Source organism: Cycloclasticus sp. P1, from assembly GCF_000299965.1.
Taxonomy (GTDB): Bacteria; Pseudomonadota; Gammaproteobacteria; order Methylococcales; family Cycloclasticaceae; genus Cycloclasticus; species Cycloclasticus pugetii.
Map to the genome: position 1 here is coordinate 273,198 of NC_018697.1, position 24,116 is coordinate 297,313.

At 43.6% G+C, this 24,116-nt stretch carries 23 protein-coding genes; 9 read left to right on the forward strand and 14 right to left on the reverse strand.

Features of this window, described 5'->3' with window-relative positions; translation table 11 throughout:
* Positions 1–26: 26 nt before the first annotated feature.
* Positions 27–968: an MBL fold metallo-hydrolase gene (locus tag Q91_RS01350; RefSeq protein ID WP_015005077.1), complete on the reverse strand. Its 942-nt coding sequence runs from the start codon at positions 966–968 to the stop codon at positions 27–29.
* 298 nt (positions 969–1,266) lie between these two features.
* Between Q91_RS01350 and Q91_RS01355 the strand changes: the two genes are divergently transcribed.
* The 5 genes from Q91_RS01355 to Q91_RS01375 all read left to right on the forward strand — a co-directional run bounded on the left by Q91_RS01355 (position 1,267) and on the right by Q91_RS01375 (position 6,839).
* On the forward strand, positions 1,267–3,036 hold the full coding sequence (locus Q91_RS01355) for an acyl-CoA dehydrogenase C-terminal domain-containing protein (RefSeq protein WP_015005078.1): 1,770 nt from the start codon (positions 1,267–1,269) through the stop codon (positions 3,034–3,036).
* 111 nt (positions 3,037–3,147) lie between these two features.
* Entirely contained in the window at positions 3,148–4,773 is a 1,626-nt protein-coding gene (locus tag Q91_RS01360) for an acyl-CoA synthetase (RefSeq protein WP_015005079.1), read from the forward strand.
* A 109-nt stretch (positions 4,774–4,882) separates the two neighbouring features.
* Positions 4,883–5,068: a hypothetical protein gene (locus Q91_RS01365; RefSeq protein ID WP_015005080.1), complete on the forward strand. Its 186-nt coding sequence runs from the start codon at positions 4,883–4,885 to the stop codon at positions 5,066–5,068.
* Positions 5,069–5,152: 84 nt separating this feature from the next.
* Positions 5,153–5,920, forward strand: a complete 768-nt coding sequence (locus Q91_RS01370) for an OmpA family protein (protein WP_015005081.1) — start codon at positions 5,153–5,155, stop codon at positions 5,918–5,920.
* A gap of 163 nt (positions 5,921–6,083) precedes the next feature.
* Positions 6,084–6,839, forward strand: coding sequence for an OmpA family protein (locus Q91_RS01375; protein WP_015005082.1), 756 nt, complete (start codon positions 6,084–6,086; stop codon positions 6,837–6,839).
* Positions 6,840–7,149: 310 nt separating this feature from the next.
* On the opposite strand, the gene Q91_RS01380 is transcribed toward Q91_RS01375, so the two are convergent.
* Genes Q91_RS01380 through Q91_RS01400 form a run of 5 tightly spaced genes read right to left on the reverse strand, consistent with a single transcriptional unit; the run spans position 7,150 to position 11,651 of the window.
* Positions 7,150–8,121 carry a WD40 repeat domain-containing protein gene (locus tag Q91_RS01380; protein ID WP_015005083.1) on the reverse strand — a complete coding sequence of 324 codons (972 nt, stop codon included), beginning with the start codon at positions 8,119–8,121 and terminating at the stop codon, positions 7,150–7,152.
* Between the two features lie 19 nt (positions 8,122–8,140).
* Entirely contained in the window at positions 8,141–9,040 is a 900-nt protein-coding gene (locus Q91_RS01385) for an alpha/beta fold hydrolase (protein ID WP_015005084.1), read from the reverse strand.
* 4 nt (positions 9,041–9,044) lie between these two features.
* Positions 9,045–10,424: a siroheme synthase CysG gene (cysG, locus tag Q91_RS01390; protein WP_015005085.1), complete on the reverse strand. Its 1,380-nt coding sequence runs from the start codon at positions 10,422–10,424 to the stop codon at positions 9,045–9,047.
* 3 nt (positions 10,425–10,427) lie between these two features.
* Positions 10,428–10,994, reverse strand: a complete 567-nt coding sequence (locus Q91_RS01395; protein ID WP_015005086.1) for a DNA-3-methyladenine glycosylase I — start codon at positions 10,992–10,994, stop codon at positions 10,428–10,430.
* Positions 10,995–10,997: 3 nt separating this feature from the next.
* Positions 10,998–11,651 carry an HAD family phosphatase gene (locus Q91_RS01400; protein WP_015005087.1) on the reverse strand — a complete coding sequence of 218 codons (654 nt, stop codon included), beginning with the start codon at positions 11,649–11,651 and terminating at the stop codon, positions 10,998–11,000.
* A gap of 194 nt (positions 11,652–11,845) precedes the next feature.
* Between Q91_RS01400 and Q91_RS01405 the strand changes: the two genes are divergently transcribed.
* Positions 11,846–12,346, forward strand: coding sequence for an RNA pyrophosphohydrolase (locus tag Q91_RS01405; protein ID WP_015005088.1), 501 nt, complete (start codon positions 11,846–11,848; stop codon positions 12,344–12,346).
* Here the strand turns inward: Q91_RS01405 and Q91_RS01410 are convergent, their stop codons facing one another.
* The 7 genes from Q91_RS01410 to Q91_RS01440 all read right to left on the reverse strand — a co-directional run bounded on the left by Q91_RS01410 (position 12,347) and on the right by Q91_RS01440 (position 20,592).
* Positions 12,347–13,105 carry a metallophosphoesterase gene (locus Q91_RS01410; protein ID WP_015005089.1) on the reverse strand — a complete coding sequence of 253 codons (759 nt, stop codon included), beginning with the start codon at positions 13,103–13,105 and terminating at the stop codon, positions 12,347–12,349.
* Between the two features lie 148 nt (positions 13,106–13,253).
* On the reverse strand, positions 13,254–14,807 hold the full coding sequence (gene argA / locus Q91_RS01415; protein ID WP_015005090.1) for an amino-acid N-acetyltransferase: 1,554 nt from the start codon (positions 14,805–14,807) through the stop codon (positions 13,254–13,256).
* A gap of 63 nt (positions 14,808–14,870) precedes the next feature.
* A complete protein-coding gene (gene argE, locus Q91_RS01420; RefSeq protein ID WP_041230472.1) occupies positions 14,871–16,016 on the reverse strand; it encodes an acetylornithine deacetylase in 1,146 nt (381 codons plus the stop codon).
* A 59-nt stretch (positions 16,017–16,075) separates the two neighbouring features.
* Positions 16,076–17,770 (reverse strand): dihydroxy-acid dehydratase, encoded by a 1,695-nt coding sequence (ilvD, locus tag Q91_RS01425; RefSeq protein ID WP_015005092.1) that lies wholly within the window; start codon positions 17,768–17,770, stop codon positions 16,076–16,078.
* Between the two features lie 25 nt (positions 17,771–17,795).
* On the reverse strand, positions 17,796–18,461 hold the full coding sequence (locus Q91_RS01430; RefSeq protein ID WP_238538345.1) for a TIGR04211 family SH3 domain-containing protein: 666 nt from the start codon (positions 18,459–18,461) through the stop codon (positions 17,796–17,798).
* Positions 18,462–18,493: 32 nt separating this feature from the next.
* Positions 18,494–19,399 carry an ornithine carbamoyltransferase gene (gene argF, locus Q91_RS01435; protein ID WP_015005094.1) on the reverse strand — a complete coding sequence of 302 codons (906 nt, stop codon included), beginning with the start codon at positions 19,397–19,399 and terminating at the stop codon, positions 18,494–18,496.
* Positions 19,400–19,425: 26 nt separating this feature from the next.
* Positions 19,426–20,592: an aspartate aminotransferase family protein gene (locus tag Q91_RS01440; protein ID WP_015005095.1), complete on the reverse strand. Its 1,167-nt coding sequence runs from the start codon at positions 20,590–20,592 to the stop codon at positions 19,426–19,428.
* A gap of 115 nt (positions 20,593–20,707) precedes the next feature.
* On the opposite strand from Q91_RS01440, the gene Q91_RS01445 reads away from it, so the two are divergent.
* Both Q91_RS01445 and grxD read left to right on the forward strand, forming a co-directional pair.
* Positions 20,708–22,237 (forward strand): hydantoinase B/oxoprolinase family protein, encoded by a 1,530-nt coding sequence (locus tag Q91_RS01445; protein ID WP_015005096.1) that lies wholly within the window; start codon positions 20,708–20,710, stop codon positions 22,235–22,237.
* A gap of 56 nt (positions 22,238–22,293) precedes the next feature.
* The gene (gene grxD, locus Q91_RS01450) at positions 22,294–22,611 is read left to right on the forward strand and encodes a Grx4 family monothiol glutaredoxin (RefSeq protein WP_015005097.1); all 318 of its coding nucleotides are present in this window, start codon (positions 22,294–22,296) and stop codon (positions 22,609–22,611) included.
* Here grxD and rnt read toward each other — a convergent pair.
* Complete coding sequence (gene rnt / locus Q91_RS01455; protein WP_015005098.1) at positions 22,598–23,221, reverse strand: ribonuclease T; 624 nt, start codon at positions 23,219–23,221, stop codon at positions 22,598–22,600. The genes grxD and rnt overlap by 14 nt on opposite strands.
* 140 nt (positions 23,222–23,361) lie before the next feature.
* On the opposite strand from rnt, the gene Q91_RS01460 reads away from it, so the two are divergent.
* On the forward strand, positions 23,362–24,057 hold the full coding sequence (locus Q91_RS01460) for a VacJ family lipoprotein (RefSeq protein WP_015005099.1): 696 nt from the start codon (positions 23,362–23,364) through the stop codon (positions 24,055–24,057).
* Positions 24,058–24,116: the final 59 nt, after the last annotated feature.

The window sequence follows — 24,116 nt, forward strand, 5'->3', positions numbered from 1 at the left end:
TATAGTTTGAACAGCCGGTCATAATACTATTTTGAGGTGTTTTTTTCAACCCAAACCCTTAAGCCTTGGATGATTAGACTTATATCTAACATTAGAATTTTAAACAGGTTTTCTTGGCTGATTTGGCAGCCTGTCGCACGAATTTCTTCCACAAAATAGTTTTTTATTTTATCACCCAAGTCCTTGTCAGATGTTGTCTGCAAGGCAAGGTCGGCAAATATTTTTATGCGTTGACGAAGTGATTCTGCGAGTGGGTTTAAATTATCTACCATGCAAAAGTGCGTAAGGTAGGCACGATCACACTGGGTGTTCATAAGTTTATCAATAGATTCTAGCCAGTCAGCAGGGTCAAAATCTACCGGTGAAGATGGCGGGAATATAAACGGTTGACCGCTAACAGTCAGTTTTGGATAGGCGACACCAAAGGTATCTCCAGTAAACATGCCGTTGCTGGTTTTGTCGATAATACACACGTGGTGCTTTGCGTGGCCTGGTGTATCAATAAATTCAAGTAGCCTATTTTGAAAGTTTAACCTAAGCCCATCATTAGCTTCTGTGACGCGTTGTTGATCGATTGGGACCAAATTGCCGTATTGTTTTTTGAATTCTGCCTCACCATATACAGACGAAGCGCTTGCTTGGAGCCTGCTTGGGTCGATCATGTGTCGAGCGCCTCGTGGGTGAATAATAAGTTGAGCATTAGGGCATTGTTGCATGAGGCTGCCGGCACCACCTGCATGATCTAGGTGAACATGTGTGGGGATAATGAAGTCAACATTATCAACAGGAATGTTTTTGATTTTAAGAAGTTCTAGTAATAGAGGGGTTGTGAAATTGGTGCCAGTATCAATAAACGCAGCATGATTGTTTTGCTCAATGAGGTAGCAACTGGCTAAACCAGGCCGAATATATTGCGTGTCGATGCAACTAATGCCATGCCCTAACGATTTATAGGTTGGTTTTTCCATGTGTTTGCCTGTTGGGTTTGTTTTTAGTTAAGTAAGGGGCTGATATTTCAAACTAAAGACTACTGTATTGGAGCGTGTAAGCAAACTTTTTATATGAGGCTAGTGCCGAGAAAATACTGATGTTACACAGTGGTTTGAACTGTTGGGTTAAGACGTTACGGCAGGGGGGGGTATGTTTTGTAACAGTAAATATAGTGAGTTTATGTAAAAAGGCGAGGCTTTATTTCCCCATGCTTAGAGGGAGTATAAAGTTTGATATACTGAATCTATAATTTTAATGAAAAATAAAGGAGCGAGCGTGGCAACGTATAAATCCCCAGTGCAAGATATGGAGTTTGTTTTAAATGAAATTATCAATGTTGGTTCTTTAACCGAGATTGAAAAGTTTGAAGATGCAACGGAAGACATCATTACGGGTGTACTTGATGAGGCCGCTAAGCAAATTGATAATACTATTGGCGTTCTAAACGAGTCTGGTGATGCCGAGGGTGCTTCGTTAAACAACGGTGAGGTAACCACCCCTGAGGGATTTAAAGAAGCCTATGCATCTTATGCAGAAAGTGGCTGGATTGGGCTAGATAAAGACATTGAGTTCGATGGCCAAGGGCTACCTTATGTTCTAGCGACAGCGGTTACCGATATGCTATCAGGAGCGAACGCTGCATTTTCTTTGTACCCAGGCCTAAGCAATGGGGCGTATGAGGCATTAAAAGCGCACGGAACACAAGCGCAAAAAGAAACCTATATGAGCCATTTAAGCCTCGGTGATTGGAGTGGCACAATGTGTCTGACAGAGCCCGGTGCTGGTAGTGACCTTGGACAAGTGCGAACAAAAGCTGTGCCACAAGAAGATGGCAGTTATTTGATTGAAGGTAATAAAATTTTTATTACAGCAGGCGAGCATGATCTAACCGACAATATTATTCACTTGGTATTAGCAAGAACACCCGGTGCACCGGAAGGTATTCGTGGTATCAGTATGTTTGTTGTGCCTAAATTTTTGATTAATGAGGATGGCTCATTAGGTGAACGGAACGCAGCAGAGTGCGCCAATATTGAAGAGAAAATGGGTATTCATGGCTCCAGCACTTGTGTAATGAATTTTACTGATGCAAAAGGTTATTTAGTGGGTGAGCTCAATAAAGGCATTCAAAATATGTTTGTGATGATGAATGCAGCTCGCTTAATGGTCGGTTTGCAGGGGCTTGGCGTTGCTGAGCGTGCAACACAAAATGCGATAACGTATGCAAAAGAACGTAAACAAGGGCGTCCACTGACCCGTAAGGCCGAGTCTTCATTTGATAGTGATACTATTATTGTTCACCCGGATGTGCGCCGTATGTTGTTCACCATGAAAGCATTAACAGAAGGCTGCAGAATGATGGCGTACGACACCGCTAAACATGTTGATTTATCCGAAAACCACCCTGATGAGGCAGTACGAAATGCTTCAAAGGCTCGGGTAGATTTGATGACGCCGGTGTGTAAGGCGTTTATTACTGACGTGGGTGTGGAAGTGTCAGGCCTAGGTGTGCAAGTGTATGGTGGTCATGGTTATATCAAAGAACATGGTATGGAGCAGAATATGCGTGACAGTAAGATATTCTGTATTTATGAAGGGACGAATGGAATTCAAGCGATGGACTTGGTTGGCCGCAAGCTTTCAATGAATGATGGTCAGTTACCGATTGATTTTTTTGCTGAGGTAAAAAGCGAGCTCGCCTCGGCGAGTGCTGAGATGGCATTTGTTACGCAGCCATTAACATCTGCCCTAAGTGCCCTAGAAGAAGTGACGGCTTGGTTGATTAAATCGAAAGAAGAGGATCTAAATGATTCCGCGGCAGCGGCGGTAGATTATCTACAGATGTTTGGCTTAGTTTCATTAGGGTATTATTGGCTACGAGCCGCTAAGGTTGCCAGTGGAAAAGAAGGCGTGTTCTACCAAGGCAAGTTAGCGACAGCTAATTTCTTTGCAACAAAGCTTTTGCCGCGTGTTCATGGTTTGGCTCCTGTGGTTATGTCGGGAAGCCGCTGTGTTATGGAGCCAAGTGAAGAGTTGATCGTTTAGCTTTAAACGATTTAAATTAAAAAGATAAGGCCCAGCTGTCTTCACGGGCTTTGTTTTTTCGAAGACAGTTCACAGGTTATTATTTATAAATAAAAAAAACAGGTTTCTTGTATGAATCTTTTTGATATGTCGTTGGATAAAAATCCAGCCAATTATGTCTCACTTTCGCCACTTACTTTTTTAAAGAGGGCGGCAGATGTTTATCCAAATAAAATAGCATGTATCCATGGTGAGCAGAAAATAACTTGGGCTGAGACGTATCTTCGTTGCGTTAAGTTAGCCTCGGCGCTTGCGAGCAGAGGGGTAAAAAAAGGAGATACCGTTTCAACGATGTTGCCAAATATTCCAGCGATGTTTGAATTACACTTTGCTGTGCCAATGTTGGGCGCAGTATTACACTCAATTAATACACGTTTAGATGTTAAATCAGTTGCTTTTCAGTTGGACCATGCTGAAAGCAAAGCGGTCTTTATTGATGCTGAGTTTGCTGATGTTATGGCGACGGCAGTAAAGGAAGCCGAGGTATCCCCGCTAGTAATTGATGTGGAAGATGCAACATTTGGCTCGAGGCAGGCCATTGGCGAGGTTGAATATGAAATGCTCGTTGCTGAAGGTAATGAGACATTTCAATGGAGTTTGCCAGAAGATGAGTGGCAGTCGATTACATTGAACTATACCTCTGGAACCACGGGTAATCCAAAGGGAGTTGTTTATCATCATCGCGGGGCTTACCTAAACGCACTTAATAATATAGTGACCTGGGATATGGGCAATCACCCTATTTATCTTTGGACGCTTCCAATGTTTCATTGTAATGGCTGGTGTTTCCCTTGGAGTCTTGCTGCTTCTGCGGGCACAAATGTTTGTTTGCGTAGTGTGTTACCGAAAACGATTTTTAAGCTTATTAAGTCTGAAAAAATAGATCATTTTTGTGGTGCACCGACGGTTCTCACCATGCTGATCAATACGCCAGAGAAGCATCAACAAGGCATTGAGCACGAAGTGAAAGTTATGACGGCTGGCGCAGCGCCGCCGGCAGCGGTTATTCAGAAAATGGAAGAAATGAGTTTTAGTGTGACACATGTTTATGGATTAACTGAAACTTATGGCCCTTGTACAGTATGTGCTTGGCATGATGAATGGGATGAGTTGCCGTCTGATGAACAAGCAGCGCTTCGAGCTCGACAAGGGGTTAGGAGCGCAATGCTGGAAGATTTAATGGTGGCGGATCCAGAAACACTCGAACCGATGCCTAAAGATGGCGTGAGTATGGGCGAGGTATTTATGCGTGGGAATAATGTGATGAAGGGATATTTAAAAAACCCGTCAGCATCTGACGAAGCATTTAAAGGCGGTTGGTTTCACTCGGGGGATTTAGCTGTGTGGCATGAAGATGGCTATATAGACATCAAAGACCGATCAAAAGACATCATCATTTCAGGTGGTGAAAACATATCCACATTAGAAGTTGAATCTGTTTTGTACCGTCATCCAGCTATTTTAGAGGCAGCTGTTGTTGCTAAATATGATGATGTATGGGGTGAGAAGCCATGTGCTTTTGTGACCTTGAAAGAAGGTGAAAACGCCACAGAAAAAGAAATCATATCGTTTTGTAGGAAAAACTTGGCGCACTATAAAGCGCCGAAATATGTTGTATTTGGTGGCTTGCCAAAAACATCGACTGGGAAAATTCAGAAATTCACATTAAGAGAACAGGCAAACGAGATAAAGCACTAATTCGCTACCATGTTTGGAGTAATGATCAATACCAGAGAGCCCTTTAGTCTTTGGATGCTCAAGTAAGGTTGGTATGAAAATAACCTCGAGCGGCCAATAAATTACAACCATGGCTAAAATAATACCATTTAAGAAGAAAACGCTGTCTGAAAAGCATAAAGGGGGGACGCTATGTCGAAATGGCCATCATGCATGGGCGATCGATAAAGACCAGCAATTTGATGTTAAACAAGGTAAATTGGTGACTTTATACCGTTGTCGGCGGTGTAAGGTAAGTAAACAAAAGCTGATTTAACGCAGTTCTATGCTCGTTTTTTTGTGCGGTATCTGGAAAATGGGCTACAATGACTGTGAAGTATTTACTAATATGGAGTAAGAAATGAAGATATTCAAAAACTTAGCGGCTGTTTTGGTCGTCGCATTATTTGTATCGGGCTGTGCCTCAGTTAAGACTGACAAGTGGCAAAATTGTGCTATGGCAGGTGCTGCAATTGGTGGCGCAGCAGGCGGTTTAGGTGATGATCATGATAGGTCTGATTTAATCGTTAGTGCGATTGGTGGTGCTGTCATTGGTGGGACTATTTGTGCATTAATGGCAGAAGAAGAAGTCGCGGCTCCGGCTCCAGAAAAAGACACTGATGGTGATGGTGTTGTGGATAGCTTGGACCAATGCCCTAATACGCCAGCGGGTGCAAAAGTAGACAGCAAAGGTTGTGCATTAGATAGTGATGGTGATGGTGTTCCTGATTATAAAGATGAATGTCCAGATTCAGCTCCAGGTGCTGTAGTTAATGAGCTTGGTTGCGCTATACCTCTAGTGCTTAAAGGTGTTAACTTCCATTTTGATTCAGCCGTGTTGACGGACGAAGCAAAGCAGGTTTTAGTGCAAGTTGCTGATAACTATAAAGCATATCATTCACATGTGGCTTTGCTAATTGGTGGTCATACTGATTCTAAAGGACCAGCAGAATATAACTTAAGCTTGTCTCAACGTCGTGCTGAAGCAGTTCGTGCGTTTTTGATTGCTGAAGGTTGCGATGAAAGTAAATTAACAGCAGCAGGTTATGGGGAAGAAAAACCATTTGCTGATAATGCAACAAAAGAAGGGCGTGCACTTAACCGCCGAGTTGAGTTAACAGTAAAGTAAAACAACTTTAAGGTTGTGATAAAAACGGGGCTTTTGCCCCGTTTTTTGTGCATAAGAATAAGTCATAGAGTAGAGTGCAGAGTTGGGATGTTGATCTTTGCTTCGTTTAGGTTAGAATCAACGTCTAGGGATAAATTAATTGTAAAATTAAATGGAGAGAATAATGAGAATTTACAAAAAACTGACAGCATTATTTGCATCAGTAGTGTTAGTCAGTGGCTGTGCAACTGTTGAAACAGAAAGTTGGCAGAATTGTGCCATAGGCGGAGCATTATTAGGCGGTGCGGCTGGCGCATTTGTTGAAGGTGCGACAGAGGTAGGCATTGGGGCCGTAGTGGGTGGTTCCTTAGGTAGTTTAATTTGTGGGGACGAGGCTGAAGCCGTACCAGATGCCGAGCCTGACACAGACGCTGATGGCGTCGTTGACAGTCGTGATGAATGCGTGGGTACGCCAGCAGGGGCAGCTGTTGATAGTAAAGGTTGTAGCACAGATAGTGATAATGATGGGGTTGCTGACTATAAAGATAAGTGCCCCAACTCTGCACCTGGTGCGAAAGTAAATGCATTAGGTTGTGTGGATGCTTTAGTTTTGGAAGGCGTTAACTTTCATACGGCCTCGGCTGAGTTGACTGATTCTGCGAAAGCTATTTTACTACCCATAGCAATGGCTCATCGTAAGCATTATGCGGATGTAAACTTGTTGATAGCTGGTCATACTGACTCACAAGGTACAGATGCGTATAACCAGGGTTTATCTGAAAGGCGTGCAGCATCAGTTCGTGCTTTTATGATTACACATGGTTGTGATGAAAACATGCTCTCAACAATCGGATATGGTGAAAGCAAGCCTGTTGCAGATAATGCTACCTCTGAAGGGCGTGCTAAGAATCGTCGTGTGGAGATGAGCGAAAAGAAATAGTTACTTAATAAATGAAAAAACGGGGCTTTTGCCCCGTTTTTTTTTGTAAAAAATAAACCAATTAGTAAGGCTAGGCGTAATCTTAAAACTCAAAAGTGGCGTTACTGCCAATGAGCTCTATGCCAACGAAGTTAGGTTTATGTGCTTTTCTATGAGCTTGTCTTTGACAGACTGGGCAAGATTAGTACTAGCAGATACACCAAATGAGTTTATTCTGGCGGGAGTCGCTGATATTTTTATTATTTTTTCCGGTTAGGGTTGGGATTGCTTGGCTAATAAAGAACAGCGAGCTGTATGGTCGACAGAAAAATTATTTATTCGTTATTTTCCATTTTTGTGCGATGCCGCTGGACGTTTCGCTATATATATATTGTCCATCAGATGAGAAAGCCAAGGCAATAATAGCGGCGGCCTCATTGCCCCATATAACGTCTTTTTTTGGCATCCATGTGTTAAGCAGGCTGCCTGTTTTAACATCCCATAAGTCAATTCGTTGATTGGGCCTACCTGTAAGTAGGTGCTGGGAGTCGGCTGAGAACTGGCTAGCGGAAACAGTCATATACCTCATAGGAAGCTGGCTTAGTTTATCGCCAGTTTCAGTATCCCATAGTTTGGTTTTTCCTAGGGATGCATTACTCATCGCATAACGACCATCATCAGATAAAGCGACATTAAATATTTTAAAGTTTTGGCGCCATTGTTGGGTCAATTCTCCAGCTTTAAGGTCCCAGAGCTTTGCGTATTGATCATTAGCTCCTGTAATAGCGTAACGTCCGTTGTGTGATAGAGCGACAGTATTAACAAAACCATTGTGCTTGAAGCTGTAAATGATTTTTCCATAATAAAGATCGAAGTAATAGGCTTTGTTCGATTCCATACCGATAAGAGCATGTTGACCATTGCTTGAAATAGCGATATCTGTAATATTAGGAAAGTCCCAATAGCCAATAATTTTGCCACTTTTGACCTCCCATAAAGCAAGGGAGTTACTCTCAGCGGTAATAGCAAACTTATTATTAGCAGATATTGCAGTGGCGATAATGCCTTTATTGTTATCGGTGTGTTGCCAGCGGTGTAGTACGGTGTTGGTAGCTACTTCAATGAGTTGTGCTACACCATTTGTTATAGAGACAAGGGCTAGTGAACCGTCTTTAGATAGGCTTGCATTGAGTAAGCCCGCTTTATCATGCACCCATTGTTGCTCGACATCGGTCTGATATTGACACGCTTGGAGTAAAAAAATAAGGCTAATAAGATAAATGTTTTTTAAAAAAGGACTCATCTTAATAAGGGGCGTCGGGTTATTTGAAAATACGTTTTAGTTTTAATTTTAATTGAGCGAACAAGCTGAGTGGTTTTTTGAAGGACTCCTCCGTTATCGGCTCAATCTTGTGACCTTCCATAAAGGCTGTTAGTACCTTATTAAAAGCCTTTGGTTGTTCTAATTGTGGGCTATGACCAACGCCATGAAAGGTATGAAATCGGCAATTATCAATATGCTGTTGCATATTTTTTAGTGGTTGTAGGGGGATAACGCTATCTAAGTCACCATGCATAATTAAAACAGGGAATTTAAAGTGCTTTAGTAAATGTGTGCCATTCCATTTTTTTAACGTGGACAAAAAACCATTAAATGCTTTTATATCCATTTTAAGAGCATCTTCAACGATCAGGTTGAGATAGAATTTATTGTAGTTGAGCCTCGGCATGGCTTTTTTAAAGCTGGTCATTAACAGCTTTCGTTTTAAACCAATAGTGCCTAGGAAGTGAAAGATATGTTCGGGTGAAAAAAAAGAGCCCTGGTTGGAAATATTTTTTAATGATGCCATGCCTTCAGCAGGGGCAGGAGCAACCAAGGTTAAGGTAATAATTCGATCAGCATTAGTGCCTGCTAACTGTTGGGCGACAGCACCGCCTAATGAATGACCAACAAGGTGAAATTTATCTAGCTTTAGTTGGTCGGCAAACTGCAGAATGTCTTCGCTGAGCGTTTCTATATCGTAGCCACTGCTAGTGACTTCACTGTCACCACAACCCCTGAAATCGGGTGCGTACCCTTGGAAGCCATTAGGCAACTGTTGTAAAAAAGGTTGCCAATAATGCCAACTGCCAAAATTGCCATGTAGCAGGATAATGGGTATATCGCCGTTTGATTGGTGCTCGTAATGGACGTTAAGGTGTTCAAGTTGAATAAAAGGCATAGTGTTAGTGAACCCAGTTCAATTTATTGTGTAAGGAAACAACGGAGCCAATAATAATTAAAGTAGGTGGTTTTGGTTTAAGCTGGTCCACTTTATCGGCGATATGTAATAAATCAGAAATGATGACGCGGTGATCTGCTGTTGTGCCTTTTTGAATGAGGGCGACAGGGGTGCTGCCTGATAATTGTCGTTCAATAAGTTTTTCACTAATTTGCCGAAGTCCAATTAGCCCCATATAAATCACAATAGTTTGGTTGGGTTTGGCCAGTTGGTCCCAGTCTAAATTGACCGTATTGTCTTTTAAATGCCCCGTGACAAACATGCATGATTGCGCGTGATCTCGATGAGTGAGTGGGATGCCTGAGTAACTGGCGCACCCAGATGCAGCTGTGATACCGGGAACCACTTCAAAAGCGATGCCTTCATCGATAAGCGTTTCAATTTCTTCACCACCGCGACCGAACATAAACGGGTCGCCACCCTTTAGTCGTACAACACGGTTGCCTTCTTTGGCCATTTTTATTAATAAGGCGTTTATGCCTTCTTGCGGCACACTATGTTTGCTGCGTTGTTTACCGACGTATATACGCTCAGCATCGCGACGGGATAAGTTTAGGACTTCGTTAGATACAAGACGGTCGTAGATAATGATATCTGCCAATTGAAGTAACCTTAACGCCTTTAATGTCAATAATTCAGGGTCGCCTGGGCCTCCGCCTACAAGATAAACCTTGCCGTTGGTAGCGACATCAGGTGCTTTATGTAGAGCCTGCAGCAAGCCTTTTTTAGCCTCTTCATGCTGCCCTTGGTAACTGAGTTCGGCGACAGGGCCATTGAAAATAGTTTCCCAGAAAATGCGTCGTTGCTTGATGTTGGAGAAATGATCTTTCACAGCCTGACGGCATTCGGCAGCAAGGCTTGCTAATTTCCCTAAAGATTGTGGGAGCAGCGTTTCAAGCTTTGCACGCATTAAGCGAGACAAGACAGGCGCAACACCGCCACTTGAGATGGCGATGGTCATCGGAGAGCGGTCAACAATGGCAGGAAAAATGAAGCTACATAATTGAGGTTGATCTACAACGTTAACGGGAATGTTGTTTGCCCATGCTTCAGAGGAGACTTGAGCATTTGTTTGTTCGTCATTGACGGCGCAGATAACTAGATGAAAGTCGAGGGTGTCAGTTGGTTTAAAAGCTCGGTTAATATGGTGTATTTGCTGATCAGTAGCCAACTGAGATAATTCGTCTGATAGCGTTGGAGCAATAACAGTGACATTGGCGCGAGCCTCTAATAACAGGCGAGCTTTTCGAGTAGCCACTGAGCCCCCGCCAACTAGTAGACAGTTTTGTTTATCAAGTTTATGAAAAAGCGGAAGGTAATCCATGGTCTATTTTAACTCTGAATGTCGAAAACAGGTAGTTAGGTGATCATTAACAAGGCCAGTAGCCTGCATGAGCGAGTAACAAATAGTTGGGCCAACAAAACTAAAGCCCCTTTTTTTTAAATCACGACTTAGTCGACTGGACATGTCTGTTTCGTTCGGCACTTGTTCGGGTCGCTCCCATTGGTTGATAAGTGGCTGATGGTTTACATACTGCCATAAGTAATTAGAAAAGCTACCAAACTCTTTTTGTGTCTTTATAAAAGCAATAGCATTTTTGACACTGGCTTTTATTTTAAGTTTATTACGTATGAGTCGTTCGTCTTGTAGTAGGTGATTTACTTTTTTGTCGCTATACTTCGCGACGATAGCTGGGTCAAAATGATCATACAGCTCACGGTAAGCTTCACGTCGTTGTAGCACTGTTGACCAACTAAGGCCTGCTTGAGCGCCTTCAAGAATCAGGTATTCAAATAATTTGTGTTCGTCTGTTAAGGGTACGCCCCATTCTTGATCGTGATACAGAATATCGAGTGGTTTTTGGGCCCAAGGGCAACGTGTCTTATCACCCATGGGTTATCGCAAGGTAATAATTGGCCAATCGTTTTTAATGGCGTGATGCTTCAGTTGTTCATCTGGGTCAACAGCCACGGGGTGGGTGACTTTTTCCAATAGGGGAATGTCATTATGTGAATCGCTGTAAAAAGTGCTATTACTGAGGTCGGCCTGATTATCAGCAAGCCATTGTGTTAACCGGGATACTTTCCCATCTTGATAGCAAGGAGTGTCAACATATTCTCCAGTATATCGACCATCAACGAACTCGGGCTCTGTTGCCAATACTGTTGGGATGCCGAAAAGCTTCACAATAGGTTCGGTAACAAAACGATTGGTGGCGGTAATTACCATTAAGGTATCGCCTTTATTACGGTGTTCTTCAACTAGGTCCTGCGCTGCGGTTAGTATCAAAGGGCGAATTTTTTCATCAATAAACTGCTCGCGCCACTGATGCAGCTTTTCAACGGGGTGATCGGCAAGAAATGATAATGCAAAACTCAGGTACTCATCGATATCCAGCTTACCTTGACAGTAATCGTTGTAGAACTGGGTGTTTGCTTTTGCGTAATCATCGCCATCGACGAGTTTTTTCTCAACAAGAAACTCGCCCCAAAGGTGGTCACTGTCGTCACTAATTAAGGTATTGTCGAGGTCAAAGATGGCAAGGCTCATGGGCGTATTATGTTTACAAGTAGGTTATGAGGGGTACATCAATGTTGCTAGAGGCGCTAGCCCCCATTAATGTGATTTAACTGTAAGTCTGACATAAATATTGGTGATTCCCAATCATTTTGTTATGGATGGTCGCACTGTGTCTAAACGTGGCTATAATAATCAATATTAAATTTTAGTTTAACAAATGAATCATGATTGATGACGATGGCTACCGACATAATGTTGGCATCATTTTATGTAGCCAACACAATAAATTGTTTTGGGCACGGCGTGCGAATCAAAGTGGTTGGCAATTTCCTCAAGGCGGCATGAATGAGGGTGAAACTCATGAAGAGGCGATGTATCGTGAGTTGTATGAGGAGATTGGTTTAAAACCCGAGCATGTTGAAGTTGTTGGAAAAACAAGAGAGTGGGTTTATTACGACTTACCTAAACGTTATGTTCGTAGGGATCGTTCACCAGTGTGTAGAGGTCAAAAGCAGATTTGGTTTATGTTAAGGCTGGTGGGTGAAGAAAAACATATTACATTTGATAAAACGGAGACACCAGAATTTGATAGCTGGCGCTGGGCTGATTATTGGGAGCCGGCTTTCGATGTTGTGTATTTCAAGCGTAATGTGTATTTAAGTGCATTAACCGAAATGTGGTCTTTTTTATTCCCGGGGATTACGCCTAATATTTTTAAAAAATAACTAATACCCAGCAGAGTTTTGATCGAGGTTATTGGGGGTGGTTGCTAGTCTGATAACATCCGTGTGTATCCCGCCACTGGTTGTTAAGCTCAGCCAACGATAACCAGGTGCTATATTGTCTATAGCAAACTCTTGGCTAAAAGGCTTAAATTGGAAGCAGGTCGATGGTGTTGAGTAGACGGGACTACCCGCAATGGTACTGCTGAACGATTGGTGGACGTGCCCATGAATAATGCCTTGCACGCTTGGGTTGTTCTCGATTAAATAAAGAAGAGACGCTGGGTTTGCAACGCACATACTATCTAGCCATTGGCTGCCGACAGGCTTTAATTGATGATGCAAACAGATGAGCACATGCTTAGCGGGATGAGCATCGATTTCTTGCTGGAGGTTGGCTACCTCCTGCTCGTCTAGAGTCCCGCCTTCTTCACCGGGTGTTTCAGAGTTGAGAAATGCAAAGAGCCATTGTTTATGATGTAAAAAAGGCTGGTACATCACGGGTGGTGTTGAAAACAGGCTGGTTAAGGTGCTGGAAGTGTCATGATTACCAGGAAGCACGTAACACGGGATGCCGAGCTTTTTTAAATGCTCAATCAGGCGTTGGTAAGACTGAATGGAGCCGTCTTGGCTTAGGTCGCCAGTGAGAAAAATAAGGTCGGGTGGCCAGCTTTGTTGTTGTGCTAGGCTTAAAATGGACAGAAAGCTCTCTTCAGTGTTAACTCCTACCAATTGATCATCAACAGACGCCATCAGGTGCATATCAGTCAGTTGGAGAACTTTTATGCTCGAAGGTTCGCAATGAGCAGGTGAGAAAACGTTAGCTTTTTTCAAGAATCTTTTGGAACAATTTAAAGTTTCTCTAAGTATAGCCGCTGATTTTAAAATTGCGCTGAGAAAGAATAGATCCTTAAGCGATTTTTTTAATCATCACCATTGAGCGGCGAGTTTGGTTGTAACGGAGGCGTTTCTCAGCTGGTAAATCATTCAGGGTGGCGGGAGAAAACCCTTTTTCTGCGAACCAATGGCTGCTTTGTGTTGTGAGAACAAACAAGTGGGTTAACCCATGGCTGCGAGCTTTATTCTCTATCATGCTCAATAAATATTCGCCCCGTTCCCCAGTGCGGTAATCGGGGTGAACAGCTACGCAAGCTAACTCGCCCATCAGCTCATCGGGGTATTCGTACAGGGCTGCGCAAGTTGTTATTAAGCCATCTTGTTCAATCACATGAAATTTATTAATATCCATTTCAATGGCTTCACTAGGGCGGTAGGCAAGAAGGCCTTTTTCTTCTAAGGGCCGAATAAGTTCGATAATGCCATGGAGGTCATTAATGGTAGCGGGGCGTGCGTCTTCAAAGGGCTGAATGCTGATCAGTGTGCCTGAGCCTTGCCGAGTAAACAGTTCTAATTGCAGCCCACCATTAATATTTCGGTCAATTAGGTGAATTCGCTTTACACCTAACTGGCTGGCGCGAATGGCTTCTTGCAAGTGCAAGTAAGCATCGTCTTGTTGATTGTCAGAGGACGTTAATAGGGCTTGTGCTTGCTCGGTAGTTAATTGGCGAATGAGTTTGTTTTTCTTGGTGAGAATCTCCGCTCGCTCGGTCATTATGATGAGTTTATCAGCTTTTATTTCGGTCGCTATTTCGGTTGCTATTTCTTCACTACGTAAATTAAAGACCTCACCGGCGGGTGAATACGCCAAGGGTGAAATAAGAACAATTTGGCCTGCATCCAGCGTTTTAGAAATGGTTTCGTTATTAACGCGGCGCACAGCCCCTGTAAACTGGTAGTCAACCCCATTAATAATACCGAGTGGTTTTGCAACGATAAAATTCCCAGAAGCAATATTAATGGTCGAGCCAGAAGAGGCGAGATTGGCTAGACGAGTTGATAGCTTAGCTTCAATATTAGTATGTGTTGTTCCTGCGGCCTCTTTTGCTAATTCAAGGGTTAGCTTATCTGTGACTCTAAGGTGTTGAAAAACACGGCTAGGGTGCTGGTGTTCATGTAGTTTCTTCTCTAGCTGGGTGCGGATACCGTGAACTAGGATAAGACGAATACCTAAGCTATGAAGTAACGCAATATCCTCCATTAATGTTGAGAATAATGTGTCATCGATAGCATCACCGCTAAAGTTTATGACAAATGTTTTCTCCCGATGGGCATGAATATAAGGGGCCGTATTCCTAAACCAATTAATAAATTGATGAGGGGCTATCGGCTCACCTTTGCCAAACCGAGGGAGGGGATTATGTTTACCTTGCTCGAGGGATATATTCAGTTCGTTGGCTGCGTCGATAATGCTCTTCATGGCAGAAGAGGGCACTCGCCCATCGGTACCATGCTTGCTTTTTGGGTAGGTCCAACGGTAAATAGTGGCGGGGTCTTTATTAATGGCCTTAGCTAGCTGCTTTACGCCTCCAAACTGCCGAATAATAAAATTTGCATCATCTTCCATGCGGGAATATTATATTTTTATTGCATTAATTGCAAAAAATATTAATTTTTTGCAATTAAAAGCCTATTTTATGCAAATATTAGAGATTATTTTTTGCATAAAGTTGCAATAAGGCGTTATTTGATCCGCAGGAATGTATTCATTGGCTTGGTGAGCCTGGTCAATGTTCCCCGGTCCGACGACGAGGGTCTCAAGGCCGAGCCTATTAAGAAAAGGTGCTTCTGTGCCAAAGGCAACTGCTTCGGCTTTTTTGCCAGTCAGAGACTCGACCATTTGAGTCAGTTTTGCATTAGCGGCTGTTTCAAAGGCCGGTACGCCAGCAAAAATAGGGCGATGAGCTATCGTCAGTTTACTGTCGATAGAAAGTATGTTGTTGAGACGTTTTTGCAGGTCGGCCCTTAACGTGTCGATATCCATGCCAGGTAGTGGTCTGATATCTATTTGAGTTTCGCAGTGCGAGCAAATTCTGTTGGGGTTGTCGCCACCATGTATAGATCCGATATTCATCGTTGGTGAGGTTATAGCAAAACTTGGGTTTTGGTGTTTGCGTTGTAAGTCATCACGCCATTTTAATAACTCGTTGATGACTTTATGCATCCCTTCGGTGGCGCTAGCGCCTAAATTAGGGTTGCTAGAATGGCCAGCTTGCCCGGTAACAACAAGTGACTCCATCATCACACCTTTATGCATGCGAATGGGTGTTAACCCAGTGGGTTCGCCAATAATGGCATACTTAGCATGATGGAACTGTTTTTTGGTGAGTGCTTGAGCCCCAGTCATTGCACTTTCTTCGTCTGCAGTGGCCAGTATTGTCAGTGGTCGTTTGAAATCCTTAGGATTAAAGCGCGAAGCAACATCGATGGCCAGCGCGAAAAAAGACTTCATGTCAGTACTGCCTAAGCCATAAAAATGGTTGTTTTTTTCGGTAAGTTTAAAGGGGTCTTGTTGCCAGTGATGTTCATCATAAGGCACTGTATCGGTATGCCCGGAAAGGACCAAGCCATCTGCACCTTTGTGGTTAGGGCCGATGGTGGCGATGAGATTGGCTTTTCCGGGGTGGTTTGAAAGCGGTTCAACTGAGACAGTGAAGCCAAGATTTTCTAACCAATCGGCCAGTAAGTGAATAACTGGAAGGTTGCTCTGGTCGAGCGACTGATTAGTGCTGCTGACTGATGGCGTGCCAATTAAGGCACGCATCATGTCAAGCATATTAAGTGGTGTGATCAAGGCTTATGAGTACAAGCCAAAAAGGAGTGGGATCATCCTAATTAGCTGGTTTTATCAGTCACAGCGCCTTCTGAAGCTGAACTGACCAATTTTGCATATTTGGAAAGAACGCCACGTGTGTAACGCGGTTTAGGTTGTTTCCAATTTGCAAGACGTTGTTGAATGACTTCATCGTCTAGGTGCAGACGTAACTCATTTTTTACGCTATCAATCGTAATCGTGTCGCCATCTTCAACAATAGCGATAGCCCCACCTTGAAACGCCTCGGGAGTGATATGGCCCACCACAAAACCATGTGTTCCACCAGAAAAACGGCCATCAGTGATAAAGGCAACTTTATCGCCCAGTCCTCTGCCCATAATGGCTGATGTTGGCGCTAACATTTCTCTCATGCCAGGGCCGCCTTTAGGCCCTTCGTAGCGAATAACCAAAACATCACCTTCCTTGATGGATCCACTAAGGATGCTGGCCATCGAATCTTCTTCAGAGTCGAAGACGCGAGCGGTTCCTGTAAAACCAAGACCTTCTTTGCCGGTAATTTTAGCGACAGCGCCTTCGGAGGCAAGGTTACCGTGAAGGACAACGAGGTGACTGTCTTTCTTGATGGCATTGTCTAGCGAATGAATAACATCTTGATCATCTGGGTAAGGCGCAACATCAGCTAAGTTTTCAGCTAGCGTTTTACCTGTAACGGTTAAACAATCACCATGCAATAAACCAGCATCTAAGAGTATTTTCATTAATGGTTGAATGCCACCAATTTCAATTAGTTCACCCATGGAATATTTTCCACTGGGTTTTAAGTCGGCGACCATTGGCACGCGTTTACCGATTTCGGTAAAGTCGTTTAATTTAAGGTCAACGTTGGCGCTATGTGCCATTGCTAATAGGTGAAGAACAGCATTGGTTGATCCGCCTAGGGCAATCACAACGGTAATAGCGTTTTCAAAGGCTTTACGGGTCATGATATCGCGAGGCTTGATGTCGAGCTCTAGTAATTTTAAAACAGCTTTACCGGCATCTTCACAATCTTTTTTCTTGTCCGTTGAAATAGCTGCTTGAGCAGAACTGTTCGGCAAGCTCATGCCCATCGCTTCAATAGCAGAGGCCATGGTGTTTGCGGTGTACATGCCTCCGCATGAGCCAGCACCAGGAATCGCTTTTGATTCGATGGCGTGCAATTCGTCGTCATCAATCAGGTTATTTGCACGAGCGCCTACGGCCTCAAAAACTGAGATGACATCTAATTTACGTTGTTTATGGCAGCCCGATAAAATAGTACCGCCGTAAACAAAAATAGCTGGGCGATTTAGACGCGCTAATGCAATCATGCAACCGGGCATGTTTTTATCACAACCACCAATAGCAACAACACCATCAAAACCTTGACAGCCAACTACAGTTTCAATCGAATCGGCGATCACTTCACGAGACGTCAGCGAGTACTTCATGCCTTCGGTGCCCATTGAAATACCATCAGAAATGGTGATGGTGTTAAAAATAACCCCTTTACCACCGGCTGCATTAACGCCTTTGGCTGCGTCATCGGCTAGGCCATTAATGTGCATATTACACGGGGTCACCATTGCCCATGTGGAGGCGACGCCGACTTGTGGTTTTTTGAAATCTTCATCATTAAAGCCAACCGCATGAAGCATTGCACGACTCGGTGCGCGTTCCATACCATCCACTACTTGGGAGGAAAATTTTCTGCTATCGTTCTTTTTGTCTGACATATTGTGCTCGTATAAGTTGGGTTAATTAGAATGAAGATTGCCAAGATGATTTTTTACGCCAACTAACTTTTGGAAGTATAAAACCAAGGATAATACCAAGTAGTAAGACGCCGGAGCCGACTAGGAACCAATCTAACGCGTCACTATTTATCAGCATATCATTTTCTCTTTTCAGGCTTTCTAGTTCGCGTTCAATCGTTACGACGCGTTGTTGAAGCTGGTTACGTTCTTCAAGAATTTGCACGGCATTACTGGAGGTTTCCTTTAATTGTGCTAATTCACGTGATAATGCAGTGTTGATTTCTTTTAACTCAGATGTTTCGGTATCTAGGCTGCCTTTTTCTGAGCTCAGCTGAGTCAATTGTTGGCTGGCATCGCTGAACTTGGTTTTAAGCGCTGCCAGCTCGGCTTCAGCCTTGGCTAAACGAGATTTGGCTGAAGGGGTTTTGTTTAATAACCGTGATAAAACCCAGCCTTCGCGCGAGTTACCTAGTTTGATTTTTGAATAACCGGATGGTCGGTCAGTCTCGATCACGTTGACCATTTTGCCGCTTTTTAGTGTGGCGATAATACGGTGCTTAGAGCTTTTGCCAGAGCGAACCATGATTTCGAGCTCATCTGAGACATAAGCGGGTTGCGCCATGATGGCAGTACTTGTTAAAAGAGTGAGGATCAATAGTATTTTTTTCACAAAACGACCTTTATAAGTAAGGATTGGATTCATTATTCCATTAAAAATTCTAGTAGTGCTTTTTGAGCATGCAAGCGATTTTCAGCTTCGTCCCAAACAACACTTTGTTTTCCGTCAAGCACTTCTGGGCTAACCTCTTCGCCACGGTGAGCAGGTAAACAATGCATAAATAAAGCATCAGGCTTGGCAACAGACATCAGTGCTGAATTAACTTGATACTCTTTGAAGGCTTGCTCGCGTACTTTTTGCTCTTCTTCTTGCCCCATGCTGGCCCAAACATCGGTGACAACAAGGTCAGCGTCACGGGCGGCTAGTTTAGCATCTTGAAAAAGTTCTACATGACTAGCCGTGGCGGAAAGTAAGGCTTGCTCTGGTTCGTAACCGACCGGGCAGGCAATAGTGAGTTGGAAGTCGAGTAATTTTGCCGCATTCATATATGATTGGCACATATTGTTTCCATCACCAACCCAGCACACACGTTTCCCTTTGATATCGCCACGTAATTCAAACCAGGTTTGTAAATCGGCCAATAACTGACAAGGGTGGAAACGATCGGTTAAGCCATTGATCACAGGCACTTTGGAGTTGCTTGCAAATGTAGTCACGGTTTCGTGGTTGTTGGTACGTAACATGATACCGTCTACCATGCGGGAAATTACACGCGCAGAATCTGCAATGGGTTCGCCTCGTCCTAGTTGCGTGTCGCGAGGGGACAAAAATAATGCGCTACCACCGAACTGCGTCATGCCGGTTTCAAATGAGATGCGAGTGCGGGTTGATGATTTTTCAAAAATCATCGCGAGAACTTTATTCTTTAAGGGCTCATGAATAATGCCATCAACACGCATTTTTTTTAATTCGATAGCGCGCTGGATGATTGAGCGTAACTCGTCGGCGCTTAAATCGTTCAGGGTAATAAAATGACGTGGTTTCACCATAATAGATACTTTACAGAAAGAATGGGTTAGTGGGCAATAATCAAGTCGCTAACCAATGTGGTTATTTGTGCGGCTTCATCATCGCTAATAGTGAGCGGCGGCAGTAATCGCACCGTATTGCCGGCGGCTACATTAATGAGTAACTTCTTTTCAAGCGCTTTATTGACCAAGTCCAAACAGGGGGTTGATAGCTCAATGCCAATCATTAGCCCTTTTTGCCTAATCTCTACAACGTGCTCGCAGTGTTTTAGGTTTAACTTAAATGCTTCAGCCATTTGAGTGCCTAGCTGGGTGGCGCGGCTGGCGAGTTGATCACGTTCTACAATTTCAATAACTTTTAAAGCAGCAGCGCAGGCGAGTGGGTTGCCACCAAATGTTGAGCCATGGCTGCCAGCAGTGAGCAAGCCGGTGGCTTTTTTAGACGTCAGGCACGCACCAATAGGTACGCCATTTCCTAAGGCCTTGGCCATTGTAACAACGTCGGCTTGGATGCCATTTTGTTGGCTGGCTAAGAAGCTGCCGGTGCGGCCAACACCAGTTTGCACTTCATCCAGCATAAGTAGCCAGTCATTCTTTTCGCACAAGTCACTTAATTTATTAAGGTAGTCTGCGCTAGGAATGTTAACCCCACTTTCACCTTGGATGGGTTCAACAAGCACAGCGACGATATTGGGCAACTGTTTTGAAAGCGTGTCGAGAGCGTTGATGTCGTTGTATGGGGCATGATAAAAGCCCTCTGGAAGCGGCGAGAAGCCCTCTTTTATTGCCAAATTACCAGTTGCTGTTAGGGTCGCTAATGTACGGCCGTGAAAGCTTTTATCCATAGTAACGATAATAGGGTTTTGGATATTTTTGCTGTGAGCAAAGCGACGGGCTATTTTAATAGCGGCTTCATTAGCTTCTGCACCTGAATTAGCAAAAAAAACATCATTCATGCCAGTGAGCTCGCAAAGCTTGTCAGCCAGTTTTTCTTGTTTATCAATATAATAAAGGTTCGAGGTGTGCATTAGCGTATGGGCTTGATCACTGATGGCACTAGCGACCTCTGGGTGAGCATGACCTAAACCACAAACAGCAATGCCTGATAGAGCATCAAGGTATTTATTGCCGTTTTCGTCCCACAGCCAAGCTCCTTCGCCTTTGAGAAAGCGAACCGGCATTGAAGCGTAAGTTGGCATAATATGGTGGTGCATAACGAACCTTATCAAGTTGTATTATGGTACAAAAACAAAGGCAGCCAAATCTGGCTGCCTATTTTGTTGATCTATCATTATAATTCTCTATATGAAAATCAGCAACTAATCAACTATGGATGCCATTGAGTTAAGTATCTTTTCAAGTCGAATTGAGTCTATTTGCGATGAAATGGGGGCCGTTTTACAGAGGGCAGCCTTTTCGCCAAACATAAAAGATCGTTTGGATTTTTCATGCGCTATTTTTGATGCGCAAGGTCAATTGTGTGCGCAAGCTGCCCATATTCCCGTTCATTTAGGCAGTATGGCGTACGCAATGCAAGATATTGTTGAGCAGGTAGATTGGCAACCTGGCGATATGCTGGCACTTAATGACCCTTACTTAGGTGGAACGCATTTGCCTGACGTGACGCTGGTATGCCCTGTATATATGAATGGGAGGCGAGTTGGTTTTGTTGCTAATCGTGCACATCATGCCGATATAGGTGCCGAGTCGCCAGGTTCTATGCCATTGGCAACGCATTTAGATGAAGAGGGGTTGGTTATTTCACCGACAAAGATCATGCGAGGTAACCAAGTATCTGCGGAGTTTGAACAAATAAAGCAGGCATTACGTCATACGATTGAATCCACTGGAGACTTTAATGCGCAAATCAGTGCAAACCAGCGAGGGGCGCAAAGATTATTGTCTGTTGTGGAGGACATGGGTGCTGAGAAATATGAGCGGGCATTAACACACCTTAATGAGTATGGTGATCGTTTGATGTTGCAATTATTACGGCGTATTCCAGTCGGAGTTTATCATTTTGAGGATGTCATGGATGATGATGGTCTAGGTGCTAAAGATATCAAGATCAAACTCAGTTTAACAATCAATAACAGCGAGGTTATTGCTAACTTTGCGGGTACAGCCAGCCAGGTGACAGGTAATATCAATTGTCCTTTATCAGTAGTGGCGGCGGCTGTTTACTACGTCTTCAGATGCTTAATGCCAGTTAATACTCCGGCGTGCTTTGGTGTTTATCGTCGAATTAAAATAATAGCGGAACACGGTTCGTTGATTAATGCGATAAAGCCTGCTGCCGTGGCAGCTGGGAATGTGGAAACCAGCACGCGATTGGTGGATGTGGTGATCGGCGCGTTAGCGCAGGCTGTTCCAGAAGAGCTTCCGGCCGTTAGCCACGGCAGCATGAATAATGTGGCAATGGGCGCTAAAACTGAGGGTGTTAGTTGGAATTACTATGAAACGATTGGTGGTGGAATGGGCGGGGGCGCCCTGTTTGATGGTTTATCAGCGGTGCAAACACACATGACCAATACCCTAAACACGCCTATTGAGTCTTTAGAGATGCATTACCCTCTTAGGGTTAAGCGTTATCAGGTCCGCAGAGGGTCGGGTGGAGAAGGAAAAACTAAAGGCGGCGATGGGTTGATTAGAGAAATAGAGTTCTTGAAACCGGCGCATATTACTTTGTTAACAGAACGAAGGAGGCATAAACCATGGGGGGTATTAGGTGGGCAGGCAGGAAAGTGTGGTGAAAACTGGCTAAATGAAACGCGTTTAGCCGCAAAAGTTAGCGTGGATGTTAGTGTGGGTGACTGCTTGGCAATTAAAACACCGGGCGGTGGAGGCTATGGAGTTTAGACTTATTCTAAATATTCAGGGTATAATTCAAGAAATTGTTTTTAAAAGGTGTCGATATGTCTGTAAATGAACGAATAGAAGATCAACTAAAAAATCACGCCGTTTTATTGTATATGAAAGGCACGCCGTATTTCCCACAGTGTGGCTTTTCGAGTAAGGCGGTGCAAATTTTACAAGCATGTGAAGTCGAATTTGCTTACGTTAATATTTTTGATGATGACGAAATACGCGAAGGCCTGAAAGAATATTCAAGCTGGCCAACATTCCCTCAGCTTTATGTGAACGGCGAATTAGTCGGAGGTGCTGATATTATGATTGAAATGTTTGAAAGCGGAGAGCTGAAAACTATGCTGGATAAAATTAAGGCTGCTTAGCAAAGGCATCCCATTGATTAACGATCTTACAAAATAAAATAGCGGTTTGCTCGGCGTCATATAGCGCCGAGTGGGCTTGCTCACTATCCCAGTCCATGCCAGCGGCTTTGGCGGCCTTAGCTAATACCGTTTGGCCGTATGCGAGCCCACCTAAAGTAGCCGTATCAAATGTGCTAAAAGGGTGAAAAGGATTTCGTTTGATTTGTGTGCGTTCTACCGCGGCATTCATAAAACCAATATCAAAAGCAGGGTTGTGCCCAACCAAAATAGCACGGGTGCATTGTTGTGCTTTTACAGCTGCCCTTACGGGGGCAAATAACTTCCTAAGAGCTTCTTTTTCATCAATTGCTAGGCGGAAAGGGTGATACGGGTCAATACCGTTGAACTTTAATGCAGCAGGGTCAAGGTTAGCGCCTTCAAAGGGGATGATGTGCTCACGATGAGATGATTCAATAATAAGCTGCCCCGATTCGTCCATAGCGGGAATGACAACTGCCATTTCAAGCAAAGCATCTGTTGTGGCATTAAACCCGGCGGTTTCAAGGTCAACGATGACTGGTAGATAACTACGAAAACGATTGGCCATCGTGTTTACATCAGAATTTAGCATTTTCTCTAGACTAACAATTTAGGAATATTTCGCTATAATAAGTCAAGCAGCCTTTGGCGGCTTTATAAAGTTGCATTAAAAATTACTAAGAGAGAGTTCTCATGAGATTATCGGTGTGTTTTAGAAAAGGAATTGTGTGTATGTTTGTTGCCATGGCGGCTTTATTGTCCGGCTGTGCATCGCTAACCTCACAAGAAGAAAATGACCCTTTAGAGTTTGTGAATAGGGGGGTGTACAAGTTTAATCAAAAAGCAGATGAATATGTTCTTGAGCCTGTTGCAAAAGGTTACCAGTATGTAACACCTGATATTGTCGACCAAAGCATTACGAACTTCTTTAGTAATTTAGATGACGTGGTGGTATTTGTTAATGACATTTTACAGCTTAAGTTTAATCAAGCCTTGTCGGATGGTGGTCGTGTGCTCGTTAACACAACGGTGGGTGTGCTTGGTTTTGTTGATATGGCTACAGACATGGGGATGCCAAAAAACAATGAAGATTTTGGGCAAACATTAGGGGCTTACGGCGTAGGCACAGGGCCATATGTTGTGCTGCCTATTTTAGGGTCAAGTACGTTGCGTGACACGCTAGGTATTTATGCAGATACGTTTGTTGACCCTATTCAGCAAATTGATGATTCTGATGCAAGGTGGGCGACGATGGTGCTCAAAGGTGTAGATACCCGCGCTGATTTGATTAGAGCAAAGAAAATTGCAGACCAAGCTGCGTTAGACCCATATGAGTTTGAAAGGAGTGCGCACTTCCAGCGTCGTAATTATTTAATTTACGATGGAAACCCTCCGTTGGATGATGAAGATATTTTCGATGACGAATAATTAGAGTACACAAAAAAGCCCCGTTTAAACGGGGCTTTTTTTATTGCTTTAGCTACAGC